Origin of the sequence: Pseudomonas sp. 3HC3 (assembly GCF_044904505.1) — a bacterium.
Taxonomy (GTDB): domain Bacteria; phylum Pseudomonadota; class Gammaproteobacteria; order Pseudomonadales; family Pseudomonadaceae; genus Aquipseudomonas; species Aquipseudomonas putida_Y.
On sequence record NZ_JADDRH010000002.1, the window covers coordinates 275809 to 290218 of the forward strand.

11 protein-coding genes are annotated in these 14410 nt (G+C 63.6%); 6 read left to right on the plus strand and 5 right to left on the minus strand.

What is annotated here, in order from left to right; genetic code table 11:
- Nucleotides 1-13 precede the first annotated feature (13 nt).
- Nucleotides 14-988: a GlxA family transcriptional regulator gene (locus INQ47_RS05920; RefSeq protein WP_404701319.1), complete on the minus strand. Its 975-nt coding sequence runs from the start codon at nucleotides 986-988 to the stop codon at nucleotides 14-16.
- Between the two features lie 180 nt (nucleotides 989-1168).
- On the opposite strand from INQ47_RS05920, the gene INQ47_RS05925 reads away from it, so the two are divergent.
- Both INQ47_RS05925 and ycaC read left to right on the plus strand, forming a co-directional pair.
- Nucleotides 1169-1531 carry an AraC family transcriptional regulator gene (locus INQ47_RS05925; protein WP_012054076.1) on the plus strand — a complete coding sequence of 121 codons (363 nt, stop codon included), beginning with the start codon at nucleotides 1169-1171 and terminating at the stop codon, nucleotides 1529-1531.
- Nucleotides 1532-1604: 73 nt separating this feature from the next.
- A complete protein-coding gene (gene ycaC, locus INQ47_RS05930; protein ID WP_003253573.1) occupies nucleotides 1605-2231 on the plus strand; it encodes an isochorismate family cysteine hydrolase YcaC in 627 nt (208 codons plus the stop codon).
- Nucleotides 2232-2327: 96 nt separating this feature from the next.
- On the opposite strand, the gene INQ47_RS05935 is transcribed toward ycaC, so the two are convergent.
- Nucleotides 2328-7376, minus strand: coding sequence for an AAA family ATPase (locus INQ47_RS05935; protein WP_404701320.1), 5049 nt, complete (start codon nucleotides 7374-7376; stop codon nucleotides 2328-2330).
- A gap of 238 nt (nucleotides 7377-7614) precedes the next feature.
- Here INQ47_RS05935 and INQ47_RS05940 point away from each other — a divergent pair, with 238 nt between their 5' ends.
- The 3 genes from INQ47_RS05940 to INQ47_RS05950 all read left to right on the plus strand — a co-directional run bounded on the left by INQ47_RS05940 (nucleotide 7615) and on the right by INQ47_RS05950 (nucleotide 9518).
- Complete coding sequence (locus INQ47_RS05940) at nucleotides 7615-8607, plus strand: response regulator (protein ID WP_021784861.1); 993 nt, start codon at nucleotides 7615-7617, stop codon at nucleotides 8605-8607.
- On the plus strand, nucleotides 8604-8972 hold the full coding sequence (locus INQ47_RS05945; protein WP_031322660.1) for a response regulator transcription factor: 369 nt from the start codon (nucleotides 8604-8606) through the stop codon (nucleotides 8970-8972). The genes INQ47_RS05940 and INQ47_RS05945 overlap by 4 nt, the downstream gene beginning before the upstream one ends.
- 117 nt (nucleotides 8973-9089) lie before the next feature.
- A complete protein-coding gene (locus INQ47_RS05950) occupies nucleotides 9090-9518 on the plus strand; it encodes a DoxX family protein (protein WP_021784859.1) in 429 nt (142 codons plus the stop codon).
- Nucleotides 9519-9550: 32 nt separating this feature from the next.
- Here the strand turns inward: INQ47_RS05950 and INQ47_RS05955 are convergent, their stop codons facing one another.
- Nucleotides 9551-11041: a YifB family Mg chelatase-like AAA ATPase gene (locus INQ47_RS05955; protein WP_012054072.1), complete on the minus strand. Its 1491-nt coding sequence runs from the start codon at nucleotides 11039-11041 to the stop codon at nucleotides 9551-9553.
- Nucleotides 11042-11276: 235 nt separating this feature from the next.
- Here INQ47_RS05955 and INQ47_RS05960 point away from each other — a divergent pair, with 235 nt between their 5' ends.
- Nucleotides 11277-13373: a DUF4034 domain-containing protein gene (locus tag INQ47_RS05960; protein WP_404701321.1), complete on the plus strand. Its 2097-nt coding sequence runs from the start codon at nucleotides 11277-11279 to the stop codon at nucleotides 13371-13373.
- On the opposite strand, the gene INQ47_RS05965 is transcribed toward INQ47_RS05960, so the two are convergent.
- Entirely contained in the window at nucleotides 13327-13680 is a 354-nt protein-coding gene (locus tag INQ47_RS05965; RefSeq protein ID WP_021783507.1) for a gamma-glutamylcyclotransferase family protein, read from the minus strand. The genes INQ47_RS05960 and INQ47_RS05965 overlap by 47 nt on opposite strands.
- Entirely contained in the window at nucleotides 13681-13947 is a 267-nt protein-coding gene (locus INQ47_RS05970; protein WP_003253640.1) for an accessory factor UbiK family protein, read from the minus strand.
- Nucleotides 13948-14410 lie beyond the last annotated feature (463 nt).

Here is a 14410-nt window from a genome sequence, read left to right on the forward strand (position 1 = left end):
GAGTGGCCCGCGCTCAACCCCCACCAAACTGCGTGCGATACTGCGCCGGCGTCATGCCTATCCGCTCACAGAACACCTTGCGCAAATGCCGGTCGCTGCCAAACCCGCACTGCGCCGCCACAACCTTTAACGGCAGGTCGCTGCCTTCGAGCAGCTTGCGCGCGCGGTCGATGCGCGCATTCTGCAGGTACTGCAGCGGCGTCATTCCCACCTCCCGCAGAAACGTCCGGGCAAAGTTACGCCCGCTCATGGCCACCAGTTCGGCCATTTTCTGCACGGTGAACGCCTGCTCGATGTGGTCGACTATATAGGCCTGCACCCGGGCAATCGGCGAGTCGTCGCGTGGTACCGCAGCCAGCAACGGCCCGTAAGGTGTCTGCCCGCCCTGACGATGACGGGCAACCAGCAGCACCTTGGCCACTTCCAGGGCCAGCGCCTTGCCATGGTCCTCGGCAACCACCGCCAGTGCCAGGTCGATCCCCGCAGTGATACCGCCCGAGGTGATCAGGCAGCGGTCCATCACATAAATCTGCTCGGTCTCCACCTTGGCCTCGGGAAACGCTTGTGCCAGGCGCTCCACGTAATTCCAGTGGGTGGTGCAGCGATAGCCATTGAGTAACCCGGCCCGCCCCAGCAGGAACACTCCGGTGCAGATGGCACCGAAGCGTCTGGCCTGGCGCACGGCCTTGGGTAGCCAGCGCTCGATCCCTGGCAATGCGACGGCATAGGCTCCTGGGCCGCCGGGCACCAGCAACAGGTCGACGGCTTCCGGCAAGTCTTCCAGGCGCCGGTCTGCCACTACCTTCAGGCCGCATGAGCCGCGTACCACCGCTTGTCCCTCGGCCAAGGTCAGCAGCCGATATTGCCGTTCTGCTGGCAAGAACCGGTTGGCGATGGCGAATGCATCCATGGGGCCGGTGACATCCAGCAGTAGCACATCGTTGAACAGCACCATGGCCACGGTGCGGTGGGCGGGTTTTTCCTGCATACCTCTGTCGCCTTGAATGCCGGCCGCGGGTAGCGGCCAGAAGCTGAATACGAAACGCATCTTAAGGTATCGGCAAAACGCTCAGGGCCAGCAGCGCACAATTAACAATAATTCAGGTTTGGCTCAGGACTTCGTCATGTGCCGGGGGCGAGACTTTCTGCATTGAACAGGAGAGTCGCCATGTACCCTGGGACGCCCGAAGCGCCGCTGCAAACCCCCGGCGCACTCACGCCCGCGCGGCTGCGCCGGGCCAAGGAGCTGATGTTGCACAGCCCGTTGTCGATCATTGAGATCGCCGCGGTATGCAACCTTACCCGCAGCCATTTTTCTCGCGCTTTCAAAGTCAACACCGGCCTTTCGCCGCAAGCCTGGCGCCTGCTGGCGCGCATGGAAAAGGCCAAGCGCTTGCTCGCCACTGAGGCACCTATCACCCATGTGAGTCTGGAATGCGGCTTTTGTGACCAGGCCCATTTCACCCGCGCGTTCAGCCGCCTGGTCGGCCAGCCACCCAAGGCCTGGCGGCAGGCGCAGGTACTTTCTTAAGCCGAAGCTATCCACCGGTATAACCCCCTGCGGACAGTGCCGGCCCGTTATCCCAACCCAAGGAGTCACCCCCATGAGCCAACCCGATTACAAGCGCCTGAACAAAGACGACGCCGTGGTGCTGCTGGTCGACCACCAGACTGGCCTGATCTCGCTGGTGCAGGATTTTTCGCCCAACGAATTCAAGAACAACGTGCTGGCCTTGGGCGACCTCGCCAAATTCTTTGGCCTGCCGACCATCCTCACCACCAGCTTCGAGCAAGGCCCGAATGGCCCGTTGGTGCCCGAGCTGAAAGAAATGTTTCCGGATGCGCCGTACATTGCCCGTCCGGGCCAGATTAACGCCTGGGACAACGAAGATTTCGTCAAGGCAATCAAGGCCACGGGCCGCAAGCAACTGATCATCGCTGGTGTGGTGACCGATGTGTGCGTGGCTTTCCCGACCCTGTCGGCGCTGGCGGAAGGCTTTGAAGTGTTCGTGGTGACCGATGCCTCGGGCACCTTCAACGAAACCGTGCAGCAAGCGGCTTGGGTGCGCATGACCCAGGCGGGTGCGCAGATGATGAACTGGTTCTCGGTGGCCTGCGAACTGCACCGCGACTGGCGCAACGATATCGAAGGGCTGGGCAACCTGCTGTCGCAGCGTATTCCCAACTACCGCAACCTGATGAACAGCTACGCAGCGCTCGCCTCGCGATGATGTAAACCTGTATCGGCCTCTTCGCGGGTAAACCCGCCCCTACCATGGCTGCGCCGACTGTAGGAGCGGGTTTACCCGCGAAGAGGCCGGCACAGGTTATGAGTGACTCACAGGCAGAAAGAAGCGAATCCGGCATCCACCCAACTGCGACACCAGCGCCTGCAACTGCCCGCCGTGGGCCTGAGCCACCGAACTGCAGATCGCCAAGCCCATCCCCATGCCACCGGTCTTGGTGGTATGAAACGCATCGAATACACGCTCCCGCTCGTCCGCTACGATCCCCGGTCCGTTGTCGTCCACGCAGATTTCCACCCCATCCTTGACCACCGCCGATCCAATCTTCAGCACCCCGTCACTGCGATACCCAGCCAATGCTTCCAGAGCATTGGTAATCAGGTTGAACACCAGCTGCTGCAACTGCACCGGGTCGGCTGTCACGCAGACCCCGGCCTGTAGCTGCGTCTGCACATTCACCTTGCCCTTGGCGGCATCGGCCGAGGTCAGGCGCACCACCTCGCGGATCAACTCGTCCAGCCTCACCGCCTTGAGTTGCATCGGCGACTGCTTGGCCAGGGACCGTAGCGCCCGCACGATGTTGGCGGCCCGTTCGCTGTCGTTGCGGATATCTTCCAGGCCGGCAATCGCTTCTTCCAGGTCGGGTTTGGCGCGTTTCAGCCAGCGCAGGCTGGCCGCGGCATTGGAGGCGATGCCCAGGAGCGGCTGGCTGATCTCGTGAGCGATGGACGCTGACAGCTCATTCATCGCCTGCAAGTGCGCACTGCGTGCCAGTTCCGCACGCGAGCGGCGCAACTCAGTTTCCATCTGTGCGCGGATCTGGTTTTCCTCGGCCAGACGCGTGTAGAACTTGGCCGTTTGTAGCGATACCGCCGCCTGCGAGGCGAGGATCTCCAGCATGGCCAGGCGCTGACTGCCGAACAGGTTCGGCACAAGCCGGTTTTCCAGGTACACCAGGCCGATCAGCACGCCCTGGATCACCAGCGGCAGGCACAGCACCGAGCGGGCGTTGCGTGCCTGCAGTTGTTGGCGGAAGGCCTCAGGGCACTCATCAAGGGCATCGTTGAGCACCAGCGGTTTGCGGGTGCGCATGGTGGCGTTGATGACTGACAGCGGTGCCTGGGTCATGAACTTCTGGCAGTTGTCCATGCTCACGTGCAGCCCGGCGTCGTCGATGTGGGCCAGGGCAGCCATCTGGAATTCGGCCCCGCTTACAATCAGCAACACGCCATGATCGGCACCGGAGTGCTGGGTCAGATGGCCCATCAGGGTTTCGATCAGGCCTTCGAGCAGTACTTCCTCGGACAGCGCCCGCGCAGCTTCGATGCCGGCTTCGAGGTCCAGCCTGGCCTGGTGGGTGGCGCGATAAGTTTCCTGAACCGGCTGGGTGCGCAGAAACGGATGCAACGTCTCAAGCTGGTGCACCTTGCCGGTCGCGCCCCAGATATGGAAGCAGTCGCGGGCGATGCGCAGGTGCAGGTTGGCGCCGGAGATCAGGCCGTTGGGGATGCACACCTCGGCCAGCTGTTCATGGGCCAGTGCCTGCTCGTGGATGAAACCGGCAGCGGTGGCGGCGATTTGCGCCTGGTCGAAGCAGCGGATCGCGCCCAGGCCGTCGCCTTCGAGCTTGGCGATGACGCCCTCGATCAGCAACTGCTTGCTGCGGAAGGTGGCCGGGTTGAAGCCGGCCCAGCGGCTGAAGCGCTCGCGCAGGGCCTGTAGCTCGCGCAGCTTGTCGGCAAGGCTGCCGTGGGCTTCGGGGCTGCCCAAGGCCAGGCCGCGGAACAGATGATAGTCGGCCAGGTTGATGTGCGCCGGTGCCGCCCAGCTGTTGTCACCGGCCAATGCCAGGTCGCGCATGGCCTTCGGGATATTGCCCATGTAAAAGGCACACATGGCGGCGAACAGGTGTTGGAAGAACCGCGTGGTGGGCGACCTGGAGGGGGCGGCCGGGGCCGGGCAGGGCAGGCCACTCAGGTTGGCGACGAACGCTTGCTGGGCCTGCAGGATCTGCTCGACATCGCGGTAGCCGTGGTGACGCACAGTGGCCAGGCCTTGCGCCACTTCCTCGACCACGTCCGGCAGGTAGCGGCCCATGAACAGCGAATCTGATACCAGATGGTTGCAGGCGTAGCAGCTCATCGCCAGGTCGCCGCTCAGGCGCGCCGAGTCGATGGCATCCAACGTGGTACGTCGGGCGAATTCCATGGGTGAGGTCCAGGCGCTGACCTGGTCCAGGGCCAGCAGCGCACTGGTCAAATCAGCTTCGAAACCGTGTCGCTCGATCAGCTTGAGCGCGGCCAGGCAACAGGCATGGCCATCATGGTAAGCGCCGAAACGTTCTGCAATCATCACCCCGTACCAGGCCATGCCGTAGGTGCTACCTGGGGCAACGCCGTGTAGCAGCGACATTTCCATCAGCTTGGCCAGGTGCAGGAAGCAGATGTCATCCTTCACGAAGAACGATGATGACAGGGTGGCCAACAGGCTAGTGGCAACCGTCACTTCCTCCGATTCGGTGCGCGGTAGCGACTCCAGGCAATGCCGACCTTTCTGTTCGACCAACGCCTGTACATGGGCGTGACTGGCCTCGACCTGTTGCCAGTCGACGCCCCGCACCGGGCTTATACCCAGTAAGTCCAGGCCGCTCAGGGCGCTGTCGATGGCTGCCTGATAGTCACCGCGCAAGGTATACAGCAGTGCCTGCAGCCGGCACGCTCGCGCCTGCTGCAACGCCGAGCGGGCACGCTGTCTGCATTCAGTGAGGCGTGCCTCGGCCGCGATCGTTCGTGACAGTTGCATGTCGCACTCCGTCGCCATGCAGGCGATGGCAAAGCCATGCGTGGCGCGGCTTTCAAGCGTGGCGCCGTGGTGCAGCAACTGCTCGGCGGTGTGCAGGTAGCCTGCGGCCTGCTCGAAGGCGCCGGCGTCGCGTGCGCGTGATGCGGCCTCGCGTAAAAGCTGCAGGAACGCTTCGCAGTCATCCGCTGTAAACCCGCAGGGGGCGGCACGTTGCAGCTGGCTGGCGAGCTCGAACAGCCCCTCCTGCATGTAGTCTGGCCAAGCCTGGCGCATGGCCAGGGCGATGCGTGCATGCAGCGAGGCGCGCTCGTGCTCGGGCGTTAGTGCATAAGCGGCCTCCATCACCCGGTCATGAGTAAAGCCCAAGCCGTTCTGGCCCGGTTGCACGAAACCGGCGCCAATCAAGGTTTTCAACGGTTCGCCTGGCGGCTGGGCGAGCAGCTGGCGAAGCAGGCGCTCATCGCAGTGGCTGCCCGCCGCGCTGACGACCCGCACAAGGTCGCGTTGCGGTGCCGGCAGGCGCCCCAGGCGGTGGACCATCAGGTCGGCCACATTGTCGGAATAGCAGTGCCGGGCCACAGCCTGCAGGCACCACGACCAGCGCATGGCCTGGGTGTCGAAGATGAACAGCTGGTCCTCGACCATGGCCCTGAGGATCTGGTTGATGAAAAACGGGTTGCCCGCCGTTTTGTCGTGCACCAGTTCGGCTAGCTGAAATGCCTCCTCGGGGGCAACGTGGTAGCGCTCGCCAATCAGCTCGGCCACCGCTCCAACGGCCAGCGGCCGCAGGTTCAGCGTGGTGCTGCGCACCGTTGCAGGTATGGCCAGCGGTGCGCTGGTGGTGGGCGTATCGTTGCACCGGGTAAAAATCAGCAGCAGGTTGGCCGGCGCTTCAGCCAGCAGTTGGGCCAACAGTTGTCGGGTGGCGTCGTCGGCCCATTGCAGGTCGTCAAAGAACAGCACCAGCGGTTGGCCAGGCCGGGTGAAAACCTGCAGGAATTCAATGATCGCGTGCAGTTCCTTCTGCAGCGCAAGGCGCGTGGGCTTGGCGGGTAATTGGGGCAGTGGGCCGAGAATCAGTTGCAGGTCCGGGGCCAGCTTGCCGAGCAGGCGGCCATGACCTTTGATGCGGCGCAGGATTTCGCGGCGCAGGGTGTCGAGGTCCTGACTGTTCTTGGCCAGCAACTGGGTGGTCAGGGCGCCGAGTACTTCGATCCAGGGCGTGTAGGGCACAGCTTGGGCTTGGCTGTTGCACTTGCCGAGGGCCCAGTAACCTTCAGCGTTGACCTTGAGCGCTGCTTCGACAAGGCTCGACTTGCCCATGCCAGCAGCGCCGTTGATGACCAGGGCTTGTGGTTTGCTGTGGCGATGCAAGGCCCTGAGCAGCAGGGTAATGGCCTTTTGCTCGGCGCCGCGGCCGTACAGGCGTGCGCGGCCAGGCGCTACCGGGTCGGCGCAACCTGGCGTGAAGGGTGCCAGGGTTTTGTGGGCGGCCCACTGCCGCTGGCAGTGAGCCAAGTCCACTGCAAGGGCGCGCGCGCTCTGGTAGCGGGCGTCCGGCTCTTTGGCCAAGGCCTTTGCCAGGATGAGGCTGAGGGGTGGCGGCACGTTGCTGTCCACTTCGCAGGCCGCACGCGGCTGCACACCCGCATGCAGCTGTCGCCAGTGCTGGGTGTCACGCCCGGCCAGTGGCAGATCGCCCAGCAATAACTGGTAGAGGATCGCGCCCAGGGCATAGATGTCACTGCGTCGGTCGCTGGTGCTACCGTGCGGGCAAACCTGTTCCGGTGCCAGGTAGGCCCAATTGCCGAGCGGGGTGCCCTGTTCGCTGATCCGCTCTGCCGGGTCGGCGCGAAAGAAGCCCAGTCGCACCCGCTGGTGGGCGCCCAGGCACACATGCCCGGGCTGCAGTGTACCGTGCAGCACATTGGCTTCGTGCGCTTGCGCCAACGCGAGGGAGGCGTTCACCGCGATGTCGAGAAACGGCTCCAGCGCCGCAGGGCCTTCCGCGATCAGGTCGGCGACTGAGCGCACGGCCGGGTACACCAGCAATGGGCCTTCAGCCGAGCGCACGAACGCAGAGGGGATCACCGCCCATTGCGGGTCCAGTTGCAGGCGGTAGTCACGTTCCAGGCGCTGACAGGCGGTAGGGGCCTCGAGCGGGGCGCGCACGGCAATCCAAGCCTGATTTGTGGCTGGGTCGCGCAGGCGGAAATAGCTGAGTTCACCTTCCTGGCCCAGCGCGCTGATCTCGCACTGGTTCAGCCAGCCTTCGTCGATTGACTGATCGTAATCGATGGGCCTGTGGGCAAGGCGTTCATCGAGCATAAAGCACCCCCGCTAGCGACATCCTGAGGCGCGAGTATACGCAGCGGGCCCAGCATGAATGCGGGATACAGCCTGCTTGGCAGGAACGGGCACGCTGTTGTCCGTTATCGTCCCCTGAGGGTTGGCGGGCTTTTGTATAGTCCTCAGGCCAACCTATCCCTCGGGATAATTGTCTGAATGCGTATGCTGGCTTAGGCTGCCCATGCAGCGAAAACGCCCGTGCCCGCGCGAGGAAGCCATGATCCGAATAGGCAATGCCCTGGTGTCGCTGGAGCGGCGCGAAGTCTATGTCGACGGCAAGCCGATCCTGTTGGGGGGGCGTGCTTTCGAAGTGCTGGCCACGCTGATCAGGGCCAGGGGCCGCGTGGTCGGCAAGGACGAGCTGTTCAGTCAGGTGTGGGCTGGTACGGTGGTTGAGGACAATAACTTGCAGGTGCAGGTGTCCTTGCTGCGCAAGGCCTTTGGCGACCGCGGCCTGATCCAGACCGTGCCGCGCCGGGGCTACCGTCTGGCCGCGCAGATCAGCCTCGAGGTGCCGGGTCAGGCACTGGGTGGGTCGTTGCTGCACACCATGGCCGAGGCTGTCGAGCCGCTCGATGAGCGCGTGAACGTGCCGGTGCTGGTCGTGGATGACGACCCGTCGGTGCGCACCGCTTTGGGCCGGCTGTTGCGCTCGCAGGACATCCCGCATCACTTGTTTGCCAGCGCCGAGGCCCTGTTCGAGGCCCGCCTGGAAACCCCCTGTGCCTGCCTGCTGCTGGACATGCACTTGCCGGGTACAAGCGGCCTGGAGGTACAGGATGCGCTGTGCCGGCTGGCGCTGCCCTGGCCGATCGTGTTCATGACCGGCTTCGGCACCATCCCGATGACAGTCCAGGCCATGCGCGCCGGAGCGGTGGAGTTCCTGACCAAGCCGTTCGATGAAGACCAGTTGCTGACCTTGTTGCAGACAGTGCGCGCCCGTGCCGTGGCCGAAGGCCGCAAGTGGCTCCATGCGCGGCAGGTCGAGGAAAAGTACCAGCGCCTGACTCAGCGTGAGCGCCAGGTCTTCTCGCTGGTGGTAGGCGGCTTGTCGCACAAGCAGATTGCCAGGCAGATCGGCACCAGTGAGGTGACGACCAAGGTGCACAAGAAGAACATCATGAACAAGATGCAGTCCCGCTCGTTGCTGGAGCTTGCGGCCATGCACAACCTTCTCGGCGCGCGGTCTGAGAGCCTGGGCAGCGCATGAGCAGAGTGGTGTGCATCGTCGACGACGATGCCTCGGTGCGCAAAAGCCTGGCCAACCTGCTGCGCTCGGCGGGGTTCGAGACCTTGTCGTTTTCCGCCGCGGACGCCTTCCTGGCCTCGCCACTGGCGGGCGAGGCGGGCTGTGTGTTGCTTGACCTGAAGATGCCGGGGATGAGCGGGCTGGAGGTACAGCGTGAGCTGGCACAGCGGGGGTGGCGCTTGCCGGTTATCTGCATGTCGGCACATTGGGACGATGGCTCGGTACGGGCAGCGATGGGCCTTGGGGCACTGGCCTGCCTGGGCAAGCCGTTTTCTGAAGAGGTGCTGCTGAAGGTGGTTGAAGAGGCTTTGGCCGGCGGTCAGTGAGGTTAAGCCCGCGAAGAGGCCTTACGCTTTAAGACCCCTCACAGCACACCTGCGCAATCAATCTCTGGATAGATGCGCAATGCTCCGCAGGTTGATCGATTAGCGAGCCCCCTTGCCATGCCACGCTTGAAACCCTTTCTCGACCCCCATCCCCCAACCCTGACCGCCATCGGCCTGCTGTTCATGCGGGTAACGGCTGCCTTGCTGTTGCTGTTCATTCACGGCCTGCCCAAGCTGTTGGACTGGAGCGAGGAATTGCAGCGCATCGAAGACCCCTTCGGCCTGGGCGCGACACTGACCTTGGCCTTGGCTGTGTTTGCCGAGGTGGTTTGCCCACTGCTGCTGCTACTGGGGATCGCTGCACGTCTGGCTTGCCTGCCCGTGCTGGCGGTGTTGCTGGTGGCGCTGGTGGTGGTGCACCCGGACTGGACACTGGAGCAGGGCCAGTTTGCCTGGTTACTGGTGGCGCTTTATGGCGGCTTGGCCTTGACAGGGCCTGGGGTTTACTCAGTTGCCGGATGCATCTGGCGGAACAGGGTTACCTGACCGGTTTCGGGACTGCAAAGCAGCCCGGCAATCTAACTGCTCCCTGGCCGGTACTGCAGGGCCTCGGCCAGGTGCGTCCGGCCAATCGTCTCGCATCCCTCCAGGTCCGCCAACGTCCGCGCCACCTTCAACAACCGGTGCGCCGCCCGTAGCGACAAGGTCAGCCGCTCGCAGGCCCCTTCCAGCCAGACCTGGTCCGCCGCTACCAACCCACAGTGATGCCTTAAACCTTCAAGGTCTAGAAATGCATTCGCACACCCTTGTCGCCTGTGCTGCAGCTCCCGCGCTTCAGCTACCCTGACGGCGACATCGGCACTGGTTTCACCACAAGGCTGGTTGTTCAACGTAGTGCTTTCGCGAGCCACGGTCAGGTGCAGGTCGATGCGGTCCAGCAGTGGCCCGGAAAGTTTGTTGCGATAGCGCGCGATCTGCTCGGTGCTGCAGCGGCAGCGGCCAGTGGGGTCGCCCAGATAGCCGCAAGGGCAGGGGTTCATCGCCGCCACCAGCTGGAAGCGCGCGGGGAAACGCACTTTGTCGCGGGCACGGGCAATCACGATTTCACCTGACTCCAGTGGCTCGCGAAGCACTTCCAGTACGCGCCGCTCAAACTCCGGAAGTTCGTCGAGAAACAACACGCCGTGATGGGCGAGCGTGATTTCGCCTGGTTGCGGTCGGCTACCACCACCGACCAGCGCCGGGCCGGACGCAGAGTGATGGGGGTGGCGAAAGGGTCGCTGTGGCCAGCTGTTCAGCGGCGCTTTCCCGCTGACCGACTGGATTGCCGCCACTTCCAGCGCTTCGTGCTCGTCCAGCGGTGGCAGCAGCCCGGGCAGGCGGCTGGCGAGCAAGGTCTTGCCGGTGCCGGGCGGCCCGGTGAACAACAGGTTGTGCGCCCCGGCCGCAGCCAGCAGCAAGGCACGCTTGGCTGCCAGTTGGCCCTGCACTTCGCTCAGGTCCGGGTAGGGCCGTTGCTGCAGGATCAAACCGTTGGCGGCGTAGGGCGGTAGCGGCACCTGGCCGTTCAGGTGGGCGACCAACTCCAGCAGGTGGCCCACCGCATACACCACCAACCCGCCGGCCAGGCTGGCTTCCTCGGCATTTTCCCGTGGTACCACCAGCGCCCGGCCTGCTTCGCGTGCCGCCAGTGCCGCAGGCAGCACGCCCTGCACCGGGCGCAATTTCCCCGACAACGCCAGTTCGCCCAGGCATTCCATATCGGCCAGGGTGGCAATCGGCACCTGGCCGTCGGCGGCGAGGATGCCCAGGGCGATGGCCAGGTCATATCGGCCGCCATCCTTGGGCAGGTCGGCGGGGGCGAGGTTCTGGGTAATGCGCCGCTGCGGGTACTTCAGCCCGGAGTTGACGATGGCGCTGCGCACCCGGTCCTTGCTTTCCTTGACCGTGGTTTCCGGCAGGCCGACCAGGGTGAGATGAGGCAGGCCGTTGGCCAGGTGGGTTTCGACGCTGACCGCCGGTGCCTGCACGCCAACTTGGGCGCGGCTGTGGACGAGGGCTAGGGACATGGACACTCCATTGTTGCTGGAAAATGCCGCTTCCTGCGGCTGGGCAAAGAATAGCCAGTGCTGCCATGGCAGGCGCAACAAGTGTGCGTCGTGGTTTTTCAGGGCAGGGGTTTTCCCTGCGGTTTCCTACGGATCGGCAAAAATGGATCCAATAGGCTTTGCGCAGTTGTCAGGTATGACTTAGTGTTGTTGGGCAACCGCAGTTGCCATGGGATGGCACTGCGTCTTCTTTCAAATGGACTTGAGGTATTGCTCCGTGCAAACGCTCACCTGCACGCACCAGGCAATTCGCGAACTGGTGCAGGCCAGTGCATTCGTTGAACTCAACCGCTTTTTCGACAGGCTCGAGGCTCAGTGGCGTCAGGCCCCGACCGGCGAGTTCCCGGCCTACCTGGCGGCCATTGAAGGGCACATGCTGCTCGACCAGGAAAACCAGAGTGACAGGGCCCTGAGCCAAGTGCTCAGAGCCTGGATTGATGCCTGCCCCAGGGCATACCACCCACAAGTGGTAATGGGTATGCACTGCTTCCACCGGGCCTGCCAGGTGCAGGTTGGTGGCCAACGCAACGCTGCACGCTTGCTGGCTGTCGAGCAAATTTGTGAATCCGCCACCGCGCACCTATTGCGTGCAATGGACCGCTCTGCGCACCCCGTGGCAGCGGCCATTGGCATGCTGCGCATCAGTGCGCAGTTCCATGAGCCTGGTTGGTTGCTGCAACTGTTTCATGGGGAGCCTGCACGCTTCAGGCCCAGTGCCCATGCCGATGTAGAGGTGCAGGAAGCTGCAGCGCCGTTGCTGGTGAGGCATGGGCTGTTGGCCTTGGCCGAGCTGCCACAGGCGCTGCCGCTCTACCTGGGCAAGCGGATCGTTCATGAAAACGAAGACCCTCGCTATTACTGGCTGCGCCATGCGCTGATCGCCCGCCCCGGTTGCTTCGAAGCGATCCAGGCCCTTGCTGTGTACCTGCTGCCCCGCTGGGGCGGCAGCCTCGATGCGTTCGAGCTGTTGGTCAATGGCCCGTTGTGCGCGACCTGGGACGAGCGCTTGCGTAATGCGCTGCGCTGGATGGCCGTCGAAGGCCGCCTGTTGCTGCCACAGGCTGACCTGTTGCAGGCCGTCGCCGACTGGCAGCAGGTGGTCGAAGACTGGTCAGAACGCCCGTTAAGGCTCAGAGAGCGTGCCGTTGTTCTGGCATGGCGGGGGACGCTGCGTAGCAGGGCATCGGGCGACCATGCTGGCGCGATGCGCGACTTTGCCGCGAGCTTGGCGTGCAATGCCGATCTCGGCACCATCCGCGCCATGGGCGTGCCTTTTCGCTGTTTGGCCGAGCTGATACTGCGCGATGGCATGGCAGATGAGAGGCAACTGTTACACGGCGCCATTGAGCGCCTGTGTGACGGCCGTTCACATGCTGCTGCCTGTGCATTACGCGCGGCCGGGCACCGTTTCGGGCTGTGGGCGCTGCCACGCTCGGCCGAGCAGGCAAGGCTATGGTTGCAACGGGCGGTGAATCGCCAGTGCGCGGGCCAGGCACCGGGGTTCGAAGTGCTTGAAGTGGCACGGTTGCTGTGGGCAGCCAACCGGCATGAAGTGGCCTGTTACCTGTATGAACGCTGCGCCGAACTGAACCTGCCGGGTGCTGCCTTGGCCCTGTACGAGCTGCACCATGGCGGCCTGGCCAACACCCCGGCGCATTACTTGGACGACGAGGCAGCCGGGTATTGGCTGCAGCGTGCGGTGGAGGCGGGCAGCAGGCAGGCCAAATACAACCTGGCCTGCCTGCGCATGGACGGCGATGAGGATTTGAACGAGCGCAGTGCCATGCTGGCGGTCAGGCGCCTGCTTGTCGACGCGCTGGGCAACCCGCAGATCAACGCGCGTGCGCGTTTGCATCTGGGGATTTTGTTACGCCGGTTTGGTGAGGCGCAGGAGCGGACCGAGGCGGTTGCTTACCTGCTGAGCCTGGTCGAGCACCCGGACCCGTGGCTTGCAGGGCGTGCCAGCGCCGAACTGGGGCTGGCCTGGATGCAGGGGCGTGGCACCCGCAAGCAAAGCCGCTTTGCCGCCATCGAATGGGTCAACCGAGCGGCCAGCTTGCAACCAAGGGATTCGGCCATTGGTGATATCCAGGCCGAGATCCTCAATTCGCACAACCGGGTGAAGACGCTGTTTACTCAGTGCGGGGCGGCGTTGTTCCGCGGCACACTGCATGCAAGTGAGCTACCACCGAAACAGGCCTTCACCCACACCGAGTCGTTGCGGGTTCAGCCTGCATCGGACCGTCTCAGGCACGTACATAAACCCAGGCTGTCAGGCCCGATGCAAGGGTGACGGCGACGCGCTTGTAGTCGGCAACTTCATAGCGGTCCGCCGCTGCCAGTTCGTCTTCGCTGATCTGGAAGACCATGCCGGCCACGCTGTCGTTGGCCTGGCCGCTGGGGGAAACGATGGGATGATGGGACTTGCCGCTGGTCGCCAGTACGCCTGGGTCGGTGATCTCGACCCAGTCCAGGCGGTAGCCCGGCATACGGTCGGCCTGGCCGTTCAGCTCACGGCCAAAGTTGGCCAGTTGCACGGCTTTATCCTGCAAGGTGCCGTAGGAAAACAACAGTACCGGGTATGCGCTGGAGGGCTGCATTCACTCATCCTGTGAGGTTGGGTTCAACCGGGCTTCCAGTTCGGCTACCTGTTTTTCCAAGGCCTCTAGGCGTGCGCGGGTACGCGCCAGTACGACCATCTGGCTGTCGAATTCGTCACGGCTGACCAGGTCCAGCTTGCTGAAGGCACCTTGCATCAACACTTTGAACTGGCTTTCCAGTTCCGCACGGGGCTGGGCGGCATCGCTGCTGAACAGGCGCGAGGCCTGGTCGCTCAGGGCATCGAGAAGGGCTTTGGGCGCGAGCATGGGGCTGTCCACTGAAACGGAGAAATGGCCGCCAGTGTAGCACGCACAAACCTGGCGCCTGAGTGCACATTGGCCTTCGTAGGAGCGGGTTTACCCGCGAAGAAGACACCGCGGTGGATGGCACGGGCTTCGCCCGTGTTCGCGGGCAAGCCCGCTCCCACAATCGCGGCAACTTTTAGAAATTGAGCAAGACAGTTGCTCCCACAAAAGAATGATCTGCGGTTACTAATCCGTTGCACATTTTTCGCGCAACTTGCCCCGCTGCTGCGCACCGAAATTGTGCATGTTTCCCATGCTGGCGACTGGCCAATCCCGACCAAATCACATAACTCTCTGTTTTTCGGCGCTTTGTCGGAACTGGCAAGGTTTCTGCAATGACCTGTACGAGCCATGCACTGAAGCAGTTCCTTGTGACCAGGCAGTGCGCACGCGGAGCCGGATGCCGACGACGCGTTACAAAGCC

What these genes read in the sequence shown, in the direction of transcription:
- INQ47_RS05920 (WP_404701319.1), bottom strand. Translation starts at nt 988, where the DNA reads ATGCAGGAAAAACCCGCCCACCGCACCGTGGCCATGGTGCTGTTCAAC.
- INQ47_RS05925 (WP_012054076.1), top strand. Translation starts at nt 1,169, where the DNA reads ATGTACCCTGGGACGCCCGAAGCGCCGCTGCAAACCCCCGGCGCACTC.
- ycaC (WP_003253573.1), top strand. Translation starts at nt 1,605, where the DNA reads ATGAGCCAACCCGATTACAAGCGCCTGAACAAAGACGACGCCGTGGTG.
- INQ47_RS05935 (WP_404701320.1), bottom strand. Translation starts at nt 7,376, where the DNA reads ATGCTCGATGAACGCCTTGCCCACAGGCCCATCGATTACGATCAGTCA.
- INQ47_RS05940 (WP_021784861.1), top strand. Translation starts at nt 7,615, where the DNA reads ATGATCCGAATAGGCAATGCCCTGGTGTCGCTGGAGCGGCGCGAAGTC.
- INQ47_RS05945 (WP_031322660.1), top strand. Translation starts at nt 8,604, where the DNA reads ATGAGCAGAGTGGTGTGCATCGTCGACGACGATGCCTCGGTGCGCAAA.
- INQ47_RS05950 (WP_021784859.1), top strand. Translation starts at nt 9,090, where the DNA reads ATGCCACGCTTGAAACCCTTTCTCGACCCCCATCCCCCAACCCTGACC.
- INQ47_RS05955 (WP_012054072.1), bottom strand. Translation starts at nt 11,041, where the DNA reads ATGTCCCTAGCCCTCGTCCACAGCCGCGCCCAAGTTGGCGTGCAGGCA.
- INQ47_RS05960 (WP_404701321.1), top strand. Translation starts at nt 11,277, where the DNA reads ATGGACTTGAGGTATTGCTCCGTGCAAACGCTCACCTGCACGCACCAG.
- INQ47_RS05965 (WP_021783507.1), bottom strand. Translation starts at nt 13,680, where the DNA reads ATGCAGCCCTCCAGCGCATACCCGGTACTGTTGTTTTCCTACGGCACC.
- INQ47_RS05970 (WP_003253640.1), bottom strand. Translation starts at nt 13,947, where the DNA reads ATGCTCGCGCCCAAAGCCCTTCTCGATGCCCTGAGCGACCAGGCCTCG.